Origin of the sequence: Streptococcus sp. 27098_8_75 (genome assembly GCF_041432475.1) — a bacterium.
GTDB classification, from domain to species: Bacteria; Bacillota; Bacilli; order Lactobacillales; family Streptococcaceae; genus Streptococcus; species Streptococcus gordonii.
This window is the reverse complement of record NZ_JAPVZR010000004.1, coordinates 177264-193782: the sequence shown is the minus strand read 5'-3', so window position 1 is coordinate 193782 and position 16519 is coordinate 177264. Positions and strand designations below refer to the sequence as shown.

12 protein-coding genes are annotated in these 16519 nt (G+C 42.4%); 1 reads left to right on the top strand and 11 read right to left on the bottom strand.

The genetic code is table 11. The annotated features are described in order from the left end of the window. Nucleotides 1-8: 8 nt before the first annotated feature. From O3640_RS07970 to O3640_RS07950, 5 genes are all read right to left on the bottom strand, one after another. Entirely contained in the window at nucleotides 9-944 is a 936-nt protein-coding gene (locus O3640_RS07970) for a sugar ABC transporter permease (protein ID WP_008809751.1), read from the bottom strand. Nucleotides 945-1111: 167 nt separating this feature from the next. Next, the gene (locus O3640_RS07965; protein WP_061603340.1) at nucleotides 1112-2995 is read right to left on the bottom strand and encodes a beta-N-acetylhexosaminidase; all 1884 of its coding nucleotides are present in this window, start codon (nucleotides 2993-2995) and stop codon (nucleotides 1112-1114) included. Continuing rightward, the gene (locus tag O3640_RS07960) at nucleotides 2980-3858 is read right to left on the bottom strand and encodes an ROK family protein (RefSeq protein WP_070493424.1); all 879 of its coding nucleotides are present in this window, start codon (nucleotides 3856-3858) and stop codon (nucleotides 2980-2982) included. Before O3640_RS07960 ends, O3640_RS07965 begins: the two co-directional genes overlap by 16 nt. Nucleotides 3859-3925: 67 nt before the next feature. Next, nucleotides 3926-6559: an alpha-mannosidase gene (locus tag O3640_RS07955; RefSeq protein WP_227955499.1), complete on the bottom strand. Its 2634-nt coding sequence runs from the start codon at nucleotides 6557-6559 to the stop codon at nucleotides 3926-3928. Nucleotides 6560-6582: 23 nt separating this feature from the next. Beyond that, nucleotides 6583-7872 carry a glycoside hydrolase family 125 protein gene (locus O3640_RS07950; RefSeq protein WP_012130805.1) on the bottom strand — a complete coding sequence of 430 codons (1290 nt, stop codon included), beginning with the start codon at nucleotides 7870-7872 and terminating at the stop codon, nucleotides 6583-6585. 169 nt (nucleotides 7873-8041) lie between these two features. Here O3640_RS07950 and O3640_RS07945 point away from each other — a divergent pair, with 169 nt between their 5' ends. After that, the gene (locus tag O3640_RS07945; protein ID WP_082307395.1) at nucleotides 8042-10135 is read left to right on the top strand and encodes a GH92 family glycosyl hydrolase; all 2094 of its coding nucleotides are present in this window, start codon (nucleotides 8042-8044) and stop codon (nucleotides 10133-10135) included. Between the two features lie 35 nt (nucleotides 10136-10170). On the opposite strand, the gene O3640_RS07940 is transcribed toward O3640_RS07945, so the two are convergent. From O3640_RS07940 to O3640_RS07915, 6 genes are all read right to left on the bottom strand, one after another. Next, nucleotides 10171-11871 carry an alpha-L-fucosidase gene (locus tag O3640_RS07940; protein ID WP_371586842.1) on the bottom strand — a complete coding sequence of 567 codons (1701 nt, stop codon included), beginning with the start codon at nucleotides 11869-11871 and terminating at the stop codon, nucleotides 10171-10173. Between the two features lie 173 nt (nucleotides 11872-12044). Next, nucleotides 12045-12734: a VIT family protein gene (locus O3640_RS07935; RefSeq protein ID WP_061585734.1), complete on the bottom strand. Its 690-nt coding sequence runs from the start codon at nucleotides 12732-12734 to the stop codon at nucleotides 12045-12047. Between the two features lie 168 nt (nucleotides 12735-12902). After that, the gene (locus tag O3640_RS07930) at nucleotides 12903-13526 is read right to left on the bottom strand and encodes a TetR/AcrR family transcriptional regulator (protein WP_268724782.1); all 624 of its coding nucleotides are present in this window, start codon (nucleotides 13524-13526) and stop codon (nucleotides 12903-12905) included. Between the two features lie 39 nt (nucleotides 13527-13565). After that, nucleotides 13566-14648 carry an ABC transporter permease gene (locus tag O3640_RS07925; RefSeq protein ID WP_371586826.1) on the bottom strand — a complete coding sequence of 361 codons (1083 nt, stop codon included), beginning with the start codon at nucleotides 14646-14648 and terminating at the stop codon, nucleotides 13566-13568. Nucleotide 14649: 1 nt separating this feature from the next. Further along, a complete protein-coding gene (locus tag O3640_RS07920) occupies nucleotides 14650-15366 on the bottom strand; it encodes an ABC transporter ATP-binding protein (RefSeq protein ID WP_002901579.1) in 717 nt (238 codons plus the stop codon). A gap of 154 nt (nucleotides 15367-15520) precedes the next feature. After that, entirely contained in the window at nucleotides 15521-16501 is a 981-nt protein-coding gene (locus tag O3640_RS07915; protein WP_045773504.1) for an AraC family transcriptional regulator, read from the bottom strand. Nucleotides 16502-16519 lie beyond the last annotated feature (18 nt).

The window sequence follows — 16519 nt, the reverse complement described above, 5'->3', positions numbered from 1 at the left end:
CCTCCTTTCTAGAATAGCGCAGAATCTTTATCTATGCGGCGAACAATCAAGTTAGATACTAAAACGAGTATTAAACCGACAACGGATTGGTACAATCCTGCAGCTGCGGCCATTGTGATGTCTCCAGTTCCTGAAAGTCCGTTGTAGACATATACGTCCAAAACGTTGGTAACGCTATAGAGAGATCCTCCTCCTCCGTTACGGGTTACTGTATAGAAGAGACCGAAATCCGCGCGGAAGATATTTCCGACTGCTAGAATGGTCAAAACCGTAATCAGAGGTGTCAGCTGAGGCAAGGTAATGTTGCGAATGCGTTGCCACTTAGTCGCACCATCCACTGTTGCAGCTTCATAGTAGGTCGGGTCAATCCCCATAATGGTTGCATAGTAGATAACACTACTATATCCAAGCCCCTTCCAAATACCCAAGAAGAGCAAAAGAGCCGGCCAAATTCCTAAAGTTGTATAGAAGTTAATGGCTTCCTTTCCAAAACCTTGAAGCAAGTGATTAATCAGTCCTTTATCAATGTTTAAGAAAGCATCTACAAAGTAACTGATAATAACCCAAGACAAGAAATAAGGGAAGAGCATCGAAGTTTGGTACACTTTCACTAACTTCTTAGATCGCATTTCACTAAAGATAATCGCAATCGCCACTGCAGCAATCAAACCTAGAATGATAAATCCGAAGTTGTAAAGCAGGGTATTACGGGTGATGATAAATGCGTCCCTTGAGCTAAATAGGAATTTGAAGTTATCCCATCCCACCCATTTACTATTTAAGATACTGGCAATGAAACCATCAGGGTGAATATGGAAATCCTGAAAGGCAACTACGTTTCCGAAAACCGGAATGTAGAAGAATAAAATCAACCAAATAACTCCTGGCAGAACCATGAGCAAGAAAACGAAATTTTCTTTTAATGTTTTTATCAACTTATTCATGCAAATCTCCCTTTCTATTTAGTTGATACCGTTTTCACATTTCTATTATATGCTTTTTTAAAAATAATTTTAAACTCCAAATTATAGAAAAAACTATACAAATTATTTATCCAATTTATAGATAAAAATGAGATGAAAAAGCCGACCCCCAAAAGGTCGGCTTTTTGCTAAGTCGTATAAATCGTTGAAGCCGTTGCAATCAAGTGCCATTGGTTGGCCGTTGTCGCTGTCAAACCTTGGTCCTTATAGAAATCATTAAAAGGCAAGATTTCTTGTTCTAATTCTTCGACACGATCGATTTGACCGCTAATGTATTGCTCTAAGCGTTCTTGTGCTCGTTTGATCCGTTTGAGTAAACCTCCAAAACGGATGTCAATTGTGTCCAAGCCAAAAATCTTATTTTCCTGCTGCCATTGGCGACTAAATTGGTCCGAAAAGTCTTCAACCATTTGGTAAAGCTGAGGCAAATCTTTTTCGGCCAAGTCTGCCAAACCTTCCTTATCCCCTTCACGATAAGCTTTCTGAATACCAGATGTTATGGAAATCTTCAAAGCTAAGAGTGCATTTAACTGGGCCTGGGTCTCAAAAATGTAGGAATAATCGCCCGCTCTTTTGCTGACTTCCTTTAACTGCTGAGCAGATGCTTCAAAATGCTGCTTGTCTTCTTCCGATCGGATATGGCGTTCCAGCAGGGGACAGAGGATGTCTTGGTAAAGGACATAGCGATTTGGATTAATACCACTGAGGTTTTCTGGTAAACCTGGTAAGAGATTGGCTAAATCCACTTTCATAAAGTCGTCAATATCAAGACCTGTGCTCACCCTAAAATGTGCTGCTAACTGATCTAAATCATTCCGATAGGCTAGCTCTGCCCAAATCTGCAGAGCAGGTAGAATAGAGAATTGAGAAGTTTCTCCACCATTATCTCCCCAGCCTGTCACAATCACTTCCTTGACTTGATTTTTCCGGCAAGCTTTATTGGCTTCGATGGCTACCAAGCGACTGAAATGGTTGTGTGGTGTAAAGCCGATCCACTTCCAAGCGCCACCAGCAAAGGCAATGTCTTGGCTGATCTTATGATGATTTTGGAAGTTACGATTGTATTTTTCCTCGCTATCCTGATAATAATCCCAATAAACCAAGGTCACTCTCTCTTTTAGACGATCCAGATAAACTCGGGTTTCTTCTGGAATTTCCACATCACGGTCGTACTGACCATCCGCTGACATAAGCTTGAAGAACATATCGCTCCACATCTGACAGTGGAAACCATACTTATCTGCAATATCTAAGACTCGCTCAAGGTGTTGGCACATAAGAAGACTGCGATTTTGGAAACCATGTTGAATCAAATAACGTCCGAGACCGACCAAGTGGGCTTCGTCCATGCCGATATTAATCTTGCGTGTACGCAGATGGGCCATCGTCTGGAACATGCCCTCAATTAGATCATAAACTTTTTCTTCACCAATCAGCAGGATATCCTCAACATCTCGCAGTTCTTGCACTTCCTTGACACCCCATTTGACAAAAGCTGACAAGTGAGCCAAGGTCTGAATACAAGGAACAAAGCTCATATCAAAATCTGCTGCATAGTTTTCAATCTCTTGCAATTCTGCAACGGTGTAGCGTCCTCTGAAATAGCCAAAATAAGGCTGATTTTCTATCTCGTAGGTGTCTTCCATATAGAGTTCAAAGGTGGAATACCCCATCAAAGCCAAGACCTCAATCATCTGCTTAGCTGAGCTTAGGTTTAAGACGGCATTGCGGGAACAGTCAGCCATATAGGCCAAATCCTCATAGGCCGCTTCTTCCTCAATCTGCACTTCGTCTCGACCTGATCTAAGCGCAGCAGATAAAAGCGCCAAAGCTCGATAGAGCTGATGAGGTTGCTTAAAACTAACTTGATAACGCCCCTGACGTCCTTCAACCTTGATCGATCTAGCTGAATCAGTGACAAGACTGACTTCAATCTCCCCCAAGTTCAAATACTTTTCTAAACGGGAAAGAGCTTTCTCTTGTTTACTAGATAATCCTAAGAATGTGGCCATTGGCCTTCCTCCTGTAACCAGTTTACTAAAGCACCATACAAATTAGCCTCTCCTTGGTAGGTACAAGCCAGAATCTCTGGTACAACCGAATATTCTTCATAGCGATCAACATAATAAGCAATCGCTGAGCGGACACCTTGAATAAAGTCAGGATTTTGGCTGATAGAGCCACCCAAACTAATCACATCCGGATCAAATAAATATTGGATATTGAGCAGCCCCTTGGCAAGGTTTCGGTTCATCTGCTCAATTGCAGCTTGGCAAATTTTATCTCCTGCAGCCGCAGCTTCATAGATCTTCTTACCATTCCAGTCTTGCGAGCCGGTACTAGCTTGAACAGAGCGAACAAGACTACCTGTCGAAGCAAGAAGTGACCAATTCCCTAGCGTCTCAGCTGGTTCAGACAAGAGCATATAACCAAACTCTCCACCCAGATGGTGCTTGCCACGGTGCAATCTGCCATTGAGAATCATGGCGCCACCAATACCAGTGCCAACGACCACGCAGGCTGCATTTTCTAGCTCAGGGTGAGCCAAAAGCTCGCTTAAACCAACACAGTTGGCATCATTTTCTAAATGAATCGGTAAACCGTAAGAAGCCAGCTTATCATACCATGAGAAGCCATGAATATAAGGAACTGCACTAATACCACCAATGATGCCTGTTTCTCGATCAACTGCCCCAGGCACACTCATAGCAATGCCTTGGTAAGCTCGCTTAGAAAGACAAGAATCCAGCCAAGCCAGCAAGGCATCTAAATTGTCTGGCGTAGCAATGTCTTGCTTTTCCAGTATTTCTCCTTCTTTAGACATAGCCGCAAACTTGATACCTGTGCCGCCTATATCGACTGTTGCAATGACCATGTTTTTCTCCTTTACTTCTTTTATTAATTCTAAGGCTGGGGTAAGACACCCCAGTCTCAGTTTAATCTTATTTCAATAGTTCTGTACGAATTTCCTGAGGTCCTAAAACTCCTGACTTTTCAGATACTACTTCTTCTAAAAGGTTAACTAGCGTTTGTGAACCAGTCATCACTTCTTGCTCTTCTTGGGTCATATTGTAGTAACGAAGTACAATTCCTGACTCGTTTTCAGCCACTTTCAAAGCCGTTGGACAGATTTCAGGCAAATTGAGAGCTGGGTGATCCAGGGCTTGTCCAGTTGCTACAACACTTCCTTCTTGTTTGGAAATTTGCAGAGCTGTAAACGGCGTTTGGAAGCCTTTAGCCCGACGATAAGCGCTAAAGCGCTCTTGTGGTTGATGACATTCTACTGTGTACTCAACTTGGAAGTCACGTAGACATTGAGCTTCTGGTGTTAGGAAATAGCCCCAGTCGCCTAGCTCACCTGTTGCACGTAGAATAGTTACGGCAATCGTATCATCGCCTAAAATCTCATATTCATTTAGACCTTTATTAGCTACTGTTACTGCTTTTTGGTCATCATAAAGACTGACGAATGCTTGCTGGTGCTGTGGATTTTCCGGATTTTCCCATGAAGCAGCTGGCTGGTTATTACGACGAACGACCTCATAAATGCTGTCTGAATCGTTAGTTTTACTGCTGTTGTGGGTTCTGAAAAGAACACGGATGCGGTGATCCTTAGCAGTATTAGTAAAGCGGGTCTTAAAGCGCAGTTGCGGACTGTCCACAAAGACTGTCAACTCAGTCGTCAAGATCATGGTTGTCACTTCTGACGAACGACCTGCTGAGCGAGTCATAAATTCTACGATGCCTTTTTGCTCTTGCTCAAGCACATCATCAGCGCTTACTGGCAAGGTCAATTCATGGCTCAACTCTACTTTAGTATAGCGGGCATTATTTTCCAAAACCTTAACGCCAGCCAGTTTTGCATAGATCGGTTCTGTATTTTTTGGCTGGAAGTAGATATACTCATTTCCAATATCGCCACGATCTTCAAATCGGAGGAAATCTTCATAGGCTTCATGAGTTGACTTATCGTAAACGGTCAAGTCTTCATCAAAGCTAACAGTCACAAACGGGGTATCAATCACGCCATTGCGGTAGAGGCCTTCATGCTCTTCTTTTGCACCAGGAAGCAATTGGAAGGTTTTCCAAGACAAAGCAGCCAGGTGAACCGGCAAAGTTACGCGCAACTGACGAGCAATATAAGCCTGACGGAAACGATCTTTCGGAAGATCATATTGGAAATGAGCTCCCAAATCTTCGATTTTGGCTTCGACAGGACGACCATCCAAATCCTTAACAATCAAGTCTGGAATCGTCAGCTCCGCCATTCTCCGGTAGGCTTCTGTCGGATGCGCTTCCTTGAAATCACAAGTCGCAAAGGTCACATCTACAGAAACAGTATCGACCTTATCATGGAGCCCCGTATTGACAACAGTGAAGAGCAGGTCGCTCTCAGCTTGACGACTATCTAGCTTTTGCTTCCATTCTCCCAGCAGGTTGCCTTTGACGAATTCTCCCACTTGATTAACTTTGGCAAAGCGGGTCTCCATTTCACGGTGAACTTCGTCTACACTACAGCCACAAATACTATCGTGCGGAGCGTTTTGCAAGAGAGTCTTCCAAGCATAAGTCAGCTGGTCTTTGTGATTGTGACCGCCTGTGATAACAGTCAGAGGCTCAACCACCTGCTCTAGCAAATTACTATTTTCTTGGAAAGCTTGTTTTAGATAGATACGGGCTGAGGAAGTGTTAGCTAAAGTGTACCAACCGTCTGTTTCTTGGCTGGTCAATTCGCCCTGAACTGTAGACAATTCCTCAGGAAGAGCTGCCTCCACAGCCTGCATATAGTCATCAAAAGAACTATGCACAAAGTTGATATCTGGATAAAGCTCATTGGCTACTCGAATGGCTTGGCTGAGGTTGCGCTGAACTGGCTGGTGGTCACATCCGTTCATCATCAGCCATTGGTTGGTAGAGGCGTAGCTCTTCACATCTGCTAATTTTTGCTCCCAAAAAATCTTCGCTTCCTCAGGGTCGACTGGGATTTCATTCCCATTGCTATACCAGTTGGCAAAGAGAATCCCTAGGACTTTACTGCCATCTGCACCTTGCCAGTACATTTCAGAATACTGAGAAGTAAACTGCTCGTCCTCTAAAACTTGGTTGTCAAATCCGATCGGCTTCACTCCTCGGCCGAAAGCAGCTACTTGAATACCAGATTGCTGCAAAAGCTGAGGCGCTTGCCCCATATTCCCAAAAGTATCTGGGAAATAACCAATCTGAGTGGACTTGCCCCACTTCTTGCACTCCTGCTGACCAATCAAGGTATTGCGGACATTGGCTTCGCTGGAAATCAGATAGTCATCCTGTAAGATATAGAAAGGTCCGATTTTTAGTTTGCCTTCGTCAATGTAGCGCTGTAGCTTGTCTCGATTTTCAGGGCGGATTTCCAAATAATCATCCAAAACAATGGTTTGCCCATCTAGGTGGAAACTCTTGAAATCTGGATCATTTTCAAAAAGATCAAAAAGGTTATCAAAAAGCTCTACCAGCTGCATACGGTGGGACTCAAAAGGGAGATACCATTCTCGATCCCAATGGCTGTGAGAAATAATATGTACGGTAATATTTTCCATTTTATACCTCTATTTTTAAAATTTTATACGTCAATTCTTAAATCGTAATAGTCTAATACTAATTCGCAGAACATCATATTTGCCCAGCTGAACCATTCACGAGAATACTTTGTCGGATCGTCCACATGGAAGCTCTCATGCATGACACCTGTCCCTCCGTCACAATCCACCAAGAGGTCTAAGATCCGGCGTTTTTCTTCCTTATCGTGCGTGGTCAAACCTTGAATTGCCAAGGCAATCGGCCAAATATAACGATAAAAGGTGTGTGAACTTCCTATTCCTGCAGCTCGCTCTCCTTCATAGTAGTAAGGATTTTCAGGGCTAAGAGTGGTGCGACGTGTATTTTGGTAGACTTCGTCATCTATCGAGCAAAAGCCTAAATAAGGCGCTGCCAAAAGACTCGGTACATTTGGATCATCCATAATGCTAGCATGCCCCAAACCATCTACTTCAAAAGCGTAAATCTTTTCACCTTTGGCATTTTTGGTATAGGCGTAATTCTCAATTCCTTCTTTGATTTCCTTTTGCAGGCGCTGTGCATGAGGGACAATCTCCTCAGCGCCATCCAGATTCAATTTTTCAAAGATTTCTGCCACATAACCTAAGACAACTGTTGCAAACATATTCGAAGGCACTAAATAGCTGTAAATACAAGCGTCATCACTTGGACGAAAGGCTGACCAAGTCATCCCTGTCACAGCAAATTCAGGTCCTTGCCCATTATTAACTAGTGTGTCTTCCTTGCGGTCCGTATCACGTACAAAACGATAAGAAGAGCGACTGTGGTCTTGTTCTACCGTCCAAACCCGAAGAATTTCTCTAACACCAGCAACAAAAGTAGCATCGAGATGGCTCGTCTCACCTGTCTCTTTCCACAAGAGGTAGGCTAATTGTAGAGGATAGCAGAGGGAATCCACTTCATACTTGCGTTCCCAAATCCAACCAGACAAGTCTGTATGGTCTGTCTCATGATGTCCCTTCCAGTTATCCGCGATATTAAAAGCGTTGGCATAGGGATCTTTTAAAATCAGTGTCATCTGACGTTTGACCAGACCAGCAATTGTTTTGCGTGTTTTCGGATCTTCCTTAGCTACAAAGAGATAGGGCTTGAGCTGAGCTGTCGAATCCCTCAGCCACATAGCTGGTATATCTCCCGTTAAAACAAAGGTTGAGCCATCTTCTAATATTTCTACTGTATTATCTAAAGTGTCTGTATAACAACGCTCAAAAACGGATACCCAAGCTGGATGTTCGTGGGCTAACTGGGCAACAGACTCCAGCCATTTCCCGACGATTTCTTTTGAATAAACCATTATTTTCTCCTTTTTCATAGTCCTTTACATCCTCTAGTATAGGCCAAACCGTTTTCAAAATATATACACAAACTAAAGACCTTTCGATATTATATTTTTGCCTTATCCATTGGAATGTTTTTCATGTTATAATCTAGAAAAAACAGGCCTCATTGCAAGGAGATTTTATATGAAACCAATACTAGAAACAATTGACACCCGTTATGGAACGGACAATTCCCATAGCATTTCACATGGCAATACCCTACCCTATACAGGGGCACCATTTGGTATGAACTACTTTGTACCTCAAAGTAGCCATACAGACGGATCTTGGTTTTTTAATCCAGACTCACCTATTTTCCAAGGCATCCGTCTGACCCACCAACCCAGTCCTTGGATTGGTGACTACTCATGGCTTCTCATAACTCCTGTCTCAGAAAAGATACTGCATTCAGATATTTACCACCGCCAGTCTTCTTATCGACCAGACGAGAGTATCTTCCAGCCTCATTATCTAAAAATCAACTCCAACCGCTACCAGATCAGCACTGAGCTGACTCCTAGTCGCTACGGAGCTCGTTTTCGGCTGACCAACCAGAGAGGGCAACCTATCAGTCTCATCCTCCATAGTGAAGCAAAGATGGTTTTCCAGCAAGTAGATGCCAACACTCTCTTAGGTAGCCTCAAGGAAGAAACCAAGCCAGCCAAGCAGTCCTTAGTCATGCATGTCTGCCTGCGCTTTGACCAACCTATCAAAAAACAGAGTTTCTTAGACCAAGACCTTGTCCTAGACTTCGAGCAAAGCCAACTGCAATTTTCCTTAGCCACATCTTTTATATCAGAAGAACAAGCCCTGATCAATCTACCCCAGTCTTCCTTTGACGAACTCAAAGAAGAAACAAAGAGGGACTGGGAATACTTTCTCCATCGTTTTGATATTGTAGACCAAGGCAAAATAGACCGTCGGATGTTTGACCAAGCTCTCTACCGGCTCTTTCTCTTTCCTCAAACCTTTTATGAGCTTGATGCAGAAGGTCAAGAAATCCATTGGGATTTTAGCCACCAGACTGTTCAGCCAGGGAAACTCTTTACCAATATCGGTTTTTGGGATGTATTTCGTACTAGCTTTCCTCTATTAGCCCTTATGGCTCCAGATACCTATCATGACTTTCTAGAAGGCTTTCTGAATTTCTACAAAGAAACAGGATTTTTACCAAAGTGGCTTGCTCCTGACGAACGGGGCATGATGCCAGGTACCTTGATAGACGGTGTCATTGCAGATGCTGCCGCTAAAAATCTCATACCTGATTTAGAAAAAGATCTTTTCCAAGCCATGTTAGAGACAGCAGAGAAGGAAGACCCTTCTAAACGATACGGCAGGCAAGGAGCTTGGGACTATCAAACTCTAGGATACCTGCCATTTGACTACCATGAAAGTGTCAGTCATAGCCTAGACTATAGCTATAGTGATTTTTGCATTGCCAGTCTTGCCAATAAACTCCAACAAGAACAAGTTGCTCAACGATACTCACAGCAGTCTCTTAATTACCAGCATCTATTCGATCCAGAAACAGGCTATATGAGAGCCAAAGATCGGAAAGGTCAATTCAGGCCAGACTTTTCTCCATATACTTGGGGTAGAGATTATGCAGAATGCTCAGCTATTCAAAATACACTCAGTGTCTTCCATGATATTGAAGGATTGAAAAATCTAATGGGAGGACAAACAGCTTTCACTGATTATCTAACCAGGCTCTGTCAGGACCAGCCTTTCTTTGACGTAACAGGCTATGGCTATGAAATTCACGAAATGAGTGAAATGGCGACAGCACACTTTGGTCAACTAGCCATTTCGAATCAGCCTAGCTTTCACATCCCCTATCTCTTCCGCTACAGCGACAAACCGGAGTATACAAGTCTACTTATTAAAAGCCTGAGAGAGCAAGGCTTCCGACCTGGCTGGCAAGCTTTCCCTGGTGACGAAGACAATGGTAGCCTCTCTGCTTGGTACATCTGGAGCGCCATCGGGCTCTATCCGACCTGTCCTGGAAAACCATTTTACGACCTAGGTATTCCTCTCTTCAATCATCTACGTTTGTATCTACCACAAAGTCAAACATGGCTAGACATTTATGCTCATGACAACTACCCTCACTTCCAGTTTGTGACTAAAACCGAGTTAGATGGGCAGGCATTGCAACACATTTCCCATGAAGAACTGCTAGTTGCCAAGCGCCTAGACTTCCACTTATCTTGGCTACCAAATTCTTCAAAAGAATAATAAACAAAAAAACGCAGAACAAAAGTTCCGCGTTTTTATTCTGAGCTTGGCTTGACCATGATTTTGACCCGATTTTGTCGACCGTCCTCTCGACAAGCACAAAGATAAAAATCTAAGTCTTCCTGACCTGTAAAAGCTAAAGTCGATAGCTTAATTTCTTTCGTCTGCTCCCCAGAGTCAAATGTGATTTCCCAAACCTGATCTAGATAAGCCGTCCCATGCGTTCCAGTACCGGGCTCCGTGACTATCTGAATTTTCTCTCTATCCTCCACATTGTCCAAACGGCTGAGGCTGATGGAAAGGTTTTGCCCTCCGACAAGAGGAGAGCTTATTTTTGAAAATTCTAAACCAGCAATCGTATTTTTCTTTTCCAGCACAGCCGGTGTCTTATAGACTGCAAACTTGTTCAAAAGAGGAAGAACTTGAAAATCCGTCAAGGTCAATCTTAAATAGCGAGCTTCAACCATTTGTCCTAAGAGAAGGCGCTTGTAGCCAATGGTCTGACCACGAGCAAAGACAGTCCAGCCATTCTCTTGCTTCACTTCTAAGGTAAAGCCTGCGATTCGTTGACCTTTAGTAATGGGTTCTCGAATTTCAACGAGATTAAAGCTACGAGTCTGGCCCAAGTCAATTTCTAAGACATAGGCTGACTCGTCTGAAGCTGGCGCCCAGAAAGTATCTTCCCGTCTATCCGTCAAATGACTAGATGGAAAGCCTTCTTTTTCATTACTACAGCTCACCATGGCCTGGTAGGCTAGATTATCCATATATAAATCTGAAACGACCCGGTGAAATTCCTGCAAGCGCTGGACATCTTCTTCCGCTAATAGCCCTTCCTTAGTTGGCGGGACGTTGAGTAAGAGGGGTGTCCCACGCCCAACGGAATCCATATAGATATCCAGCAGATCAGCCAAAGATTTGGGTTGCTGACTAGCATGATAAAACCAGCCCGAGCGCAAGGATACATCAGCTTCTCCTAAAGAATACTGTGTCCCTTGCGGATCCCCATGGCAGAGATAGGCCGATGGAGTATTCTCACTTAGTTTTTCTGGTCGAATTTTCTGCCACAAGGGATCTCCGGCCCGACCTCTTTCATTTCCTATCCAACGCAATTCAGTCGCTTCTGTCGAAAAGATCAGAGCGTCTTTTTGGTAATGACGAATGGTCTCAAACCAAGATCCAAAATCATAGGTAAGCTTTTGTGCACCCTCACCACGCGCCCCATCCATCCAGATTTCTACAAATTTCCCTTTATTGCCATAAAGCGAATTACTCAGAATTTCTTCCAGTTGCTTCTGATAATATTCATTATAGGCTTTTTGAGTCTTAATATGATAGAGCGGACTATGAGCATCCCAAGGAGACAAGTAAAGGCCCAGATCCATATCATATCTGCTAGCTGAGCGAGAAATTTCTGCTAATAGATCACCCTGCCCATCCCTCCAGGGACTAGCTGCCACCGTATAGTCTGTGTAGCGACTCGGATAAAGGACAAAACCGTCATGGTGCTTGACTACGACAACTACTCTTTTAAATCCAGACTCTTTCAAAATCCTAATCCACTGATCTGTATCCAGTTTCGTTGGATTAAAAAGACGAGGGTCTTCCTGACCATTGCCCCATTCCTGCTCATAAAAGGTATTGATGCCAAAATGAATAAAAGCCGCCAATTCATCTTGATGATAAGCCAGCTGGGCTGCTGAAGGTAAGGGAGCAAAGTCCGCAATTTCGTCCATTTTTTTCATAAATATATCTATCTGCCTCATTCTTTTCTAGTAAATCTCTTTGCTAGCTCCACTATAACAAAAAAAGAAGGCGCTAACAACACCTTCCATATAACTTCCTAAAAAGCCACTCTTTCTTCTATAATTTGTTGAAGAGGGAACCTCGTTTTAATTTTTCTCACAAATTAAATCGCAAAAATCTGTCCGACCAGATAAGTGACCGCCATGGTTAGAAGACCAATCACGAGGTTTCGAAGCATAGCATTTTTGATCGGTGCTTTGCCTAACCTAGCACTGGTATAGCCCGTTCCCAAAAGCGCCAAGGCCACAATCACAACCGTTGACCAGATACGGATATGGGCAGGAAGCAGGATAATGGTAATCATAGGAAAAAGCGCACCAACTGCAAAAGCTAAAAAACTAGAGATGGCCGCATGCCAAGGATTAGTGAACTCCTCGATCTCGATGCCATACTTTTCCGCCACTAGGGCCTCCAGCGGATCTTGTAGAAAGGCCCGGTTGGTCATAAGCTGAGCAGAAGTCTCACACTCACCATTTTGGACATAGGCAGCATAGAGAGACTGCCTTGCAATATCTGGATTCTTCTCTAAAAGCTCCCGCTCTCTGGCAACAGCAGCCTCCTCTGTATCCTTTTGAGTAGAAACAGACACGTACTCCCCGCCTGCCATAGAAAAGGCACCTGCAAAGACAGCTGCCAAACCAGACAAAAAGATTATCCAGACATTGTCCGTCGCACTGGCCACCCCGATTACTACTCCTGCGATGGAAATAATACCATCATTTGCTCCTAAAACCCCAGCTCGCAAGATATTCAGCCGACCACTAAAGTTCTTATCAATTTTATGCTCTTCCATCTATATTATTCTCTCTTGTCTTTTATTTATAATCATTATAAATAAAGTTCTAAACTAATACAAGGAAAAATAGGAAAATGAGAAAAGTTCTACTATTTAATAGAAGAAAGAGATTATTAAAATATTTCTCAAAGCTAAATTTTAAACTTCATTAATACAATGCAAGCATTATCTCCACAAGCCACCTAAGATCTGTTTTTCTAATAAGTCTAAGTCTTCCTCTTTTATTTCTCCATTATCGCTAACGATATAAAGCTGAGCGAAGTAAGCCAACAATGGACCAACACAAATACGAACCATTTGAGGAATCGTTAACTCTGGATTTACACGTGGATCTGCTAGCAATTCCTTATGAAGTACTCGAAGTTTATCTTGAATAGCATTCCAGATAAAAATCTGTTCATTTTTTAGTTTTTTATTTGAAAAACTCTCCTGCAGAATGATTTTCATCAAAGCACGATTTTTTTTGAGATAGCTCATACGATCATGGACGAGATAACGAACCCTCTCTTCTGTCGTTTCAAAAGCTAAGAGTTCCTCAAAAAAACTACCGAAAATGCCTGGGACTACAGGATGTAAAATAGCCGTCAGTAAATCATCCTTCGTCTTAAAATACTTAAACAAAGTTGCCTGGCTTAGTCCAGCACGCTTAGCTATGTGAAGAGTTGAGGTCCCATGGTAACTCCTGGTTGATATGAGATCCACTGCTGCCTGCATGATTTTTTTCTTTCCTTGAGGGTAATTCGCTTCTTCTAAGTAATCTTCAAACGATTCAAAAACAGTCTTATCCATCTAATCTTCACACCTTTTTAGCATTATTTATGTTGATTTCTAAACTTTACGATAACGACGCAATCCAACAATATTGAGAATTGTTAAAATGATCAAGAAAATCATTAAAACACCAAGATTTGACAAAATATCACCAAGATTGTGCCCGTAAAGAATAATCTGGCTTATTGCATCACCAGAATAGGTCAATGGTAAGAATTTTCCAATCGTTTGAGCCCAAGATCCCATTGATTCCAAAGGAATAATCCCTGAGAAAAAAAGTTGGGGCATAATGACGAGAGGAATAAATTGCATCATTTGGAATTCTGATTTTGCTAGAGTAGACAAGAGAATTCCAAAAGCTAGTGCTACAAGAGCCAGTACCACATTAACTATTATAACATTTAAAATACTTCCTACAACTTCTACATCTAGTAGCCAAATTGCTGCTAAAACGACAACTGCCGTTTGAAAAATCGCAATAATACCGTAAGACAACATATAGCCATAGACGATTTCAGATCGTTTCACTGGTGTTGCTAACAAACGTTCTAGTGTTCCACTGGTGCGTTCTTTCAAAAGCGCCATACCTGAAATCAAAAAGACAAAAAAGAAAACTACAAAACCTATCAAAACCGGAATCATATTGGTAAAGAAGCTTGTATTTTCATCTCCATACTGGTAAGACTCCTTGATTTCTGGTGTTTTTGCGTCCGAGTCCAATTGTGGAAGAGCTTTTTTAACACGAGATAGTAACTGATCGGTGCCTTCACTGGCGATACTTGTCCGTAACACTTGTCGTATCATAGAGGTCTTGGAGGCATCTGTGTTTGCGTAGTCGACCTGATACTCACCGTCTTTATAAGAAATCACAGCATCGACTTTTTCATTTGCTAGCGCTTCTTTGGCTTGATCTAAGCCTTGATAAGTCTCGACGTCTACATGATCGAGCTCATCCATTTTCGTTACCAAACCAGTTGGTAGATCTTGTGTTGCCAACTTGACATTCACGGTTGTACTAGCTGAAAACATGAGGTTCATCAACCACATGATAAAAACAGGTGCTATAAACATCAGGGCTAGAGTTCGTTTGTCACGAAGTAATTCTTTGATGACTTTTTTTGCAATCGCTATTGTTCTCATTTTACTCACCTTCTGCTTTTAAAAATACTTCTTCAATACTTGAAACTTGATAACTTTCTTTTAAGTGTTGCGGTGTATCAAAAGCAATGATTTTTCCGCCTAATAATAAACCGACCTTATCCGTCAACTCTGCTTCATCCATAACATGGGTAGTAACTAATATCCCTACCCCATTGTCTCTAAGCGCGAATAATTCTTTCCAGATTTTCTTTCGAAGAGAAGGGTCGATTCCAACTGTCGGTTCGTCCAAAATCAAGAGTTGAGGATTTCCTAACAGCGCGATAGCAAGAGACAAACGCCGTTTCATTCCTCCAGAATAACCGGATACCGTTTTATTCAAATGCTCTGTCAGATCCACAACTTGAGCCACATGGGAAATTTCAGCTGTCAGATCTCTTTTGGATAGCCCTTTTAGCTGACCAAAAAATTCTAGATTTTCTTGACCTGACAAAGCCTCATATAAGGCATCTGACTGGGCCATATAACCAATATCTCCTAAAATATGGCGATTGGGCATAGTGTGATTTAACACTAAAGCTACGCCTCCATCAGCCTTTTCCATTCCTAACGTAGTCTTAATCATAGTTGATTTACCAGCACCAGACGGACCAATTAATCCTATAATTTCTCCTGTCTGCAATTCAAAGCTGACATGATTCAGAACTATTTGATGGTCAAAAGATTTTACTAAATCTTGTAAATGTAGTAATGTTTTCATTTACTTCCTCCTAGGTGAGTGTATGCTTACTTTTTAAATCACAAGAGCTATTATAGTGAGTGTTTACTCACTTGTCAAGAAAAAAGTTGAAATTCTTTAAAAAATAAAAACACCAGATGATATTATCTGATGCTTATAATCGATATCTCTGATTTTAGGAGTGTTTCTGAATCTCTTCTCGATACTCTGAAATGGTCTTTCCTGTCCACTTTTTAAAGGCTCGTGAGAAAGAAGAAACTTCCGAATAACCAAGCAAGTAGGCTACGTCATCCGTTGTCATGTCAGGATTCTTGAAGTAACCAAAGGCTAGAATCTTCTGCACATTTTGCAATTCTTGGTTAAACTTAGTGCCTTCTGCCGTCAGATTTCGTTGCAAGGTTCGGCTACTAATCCCTAGCGTCGCTGCGATATCTTCGATACCAAAGGCACCGCTTGGGATGGCCTGGTAGAGTTTTTGCTGGACGAGACCTGTAAAACTTTCACTTGTTGTAGCTTCTGCCAAGCGCTCCTTGAGCTGTGGCTCTAAATAGTCCAACATGACATTATTGGCAGTCAGGAATGGTTTCTCCAAGTCTGCCTTTTTAAAGACAACTTCATTTCCCTCCATTTGTTCGACGTGACAACCAAATACCGTAAGACTGGCTTCTTCATAAGTATAGGGAGTCCCGACATGTACTGGCGTGATAGTTTCTCCAGTCCCTGTTCGAATCAAATCCACCAGTAACAGCTGTTCATTGAGAAGGGCGAAACGAGGCAAGTCAAGACCTGGATAATCATAACAATAGCTCACACGGACAAGGTCCTCAAAGGTTTCAATACTAACGACAATGGGACCTGTGATTTTCTTGTATTTGGCAAAATGCTCCATCGCTGCGAGGCCGGTTTTCGATGAAAGAGCCGCAAAGAAAGGAGGCATGAACATCTGAATATCCTTGATACGGCTCATAGCGATAATCTGCTCATCAGTGGCTACTTTGTCAAAAGCCGTCAAAAGATGGTAGTAATCAAGGGTTGAGAGGTTCAGTTCTTCCTTCCAGGTGGTATCTGGAAGATTGGCCAGTTCTAGAATCATATTCAGATCTAAGCCAATCAATTTTAAATTGTCAATATACTGCTGACTAAGACTCAGACGCATAGGGTTTTTCCATTTCTA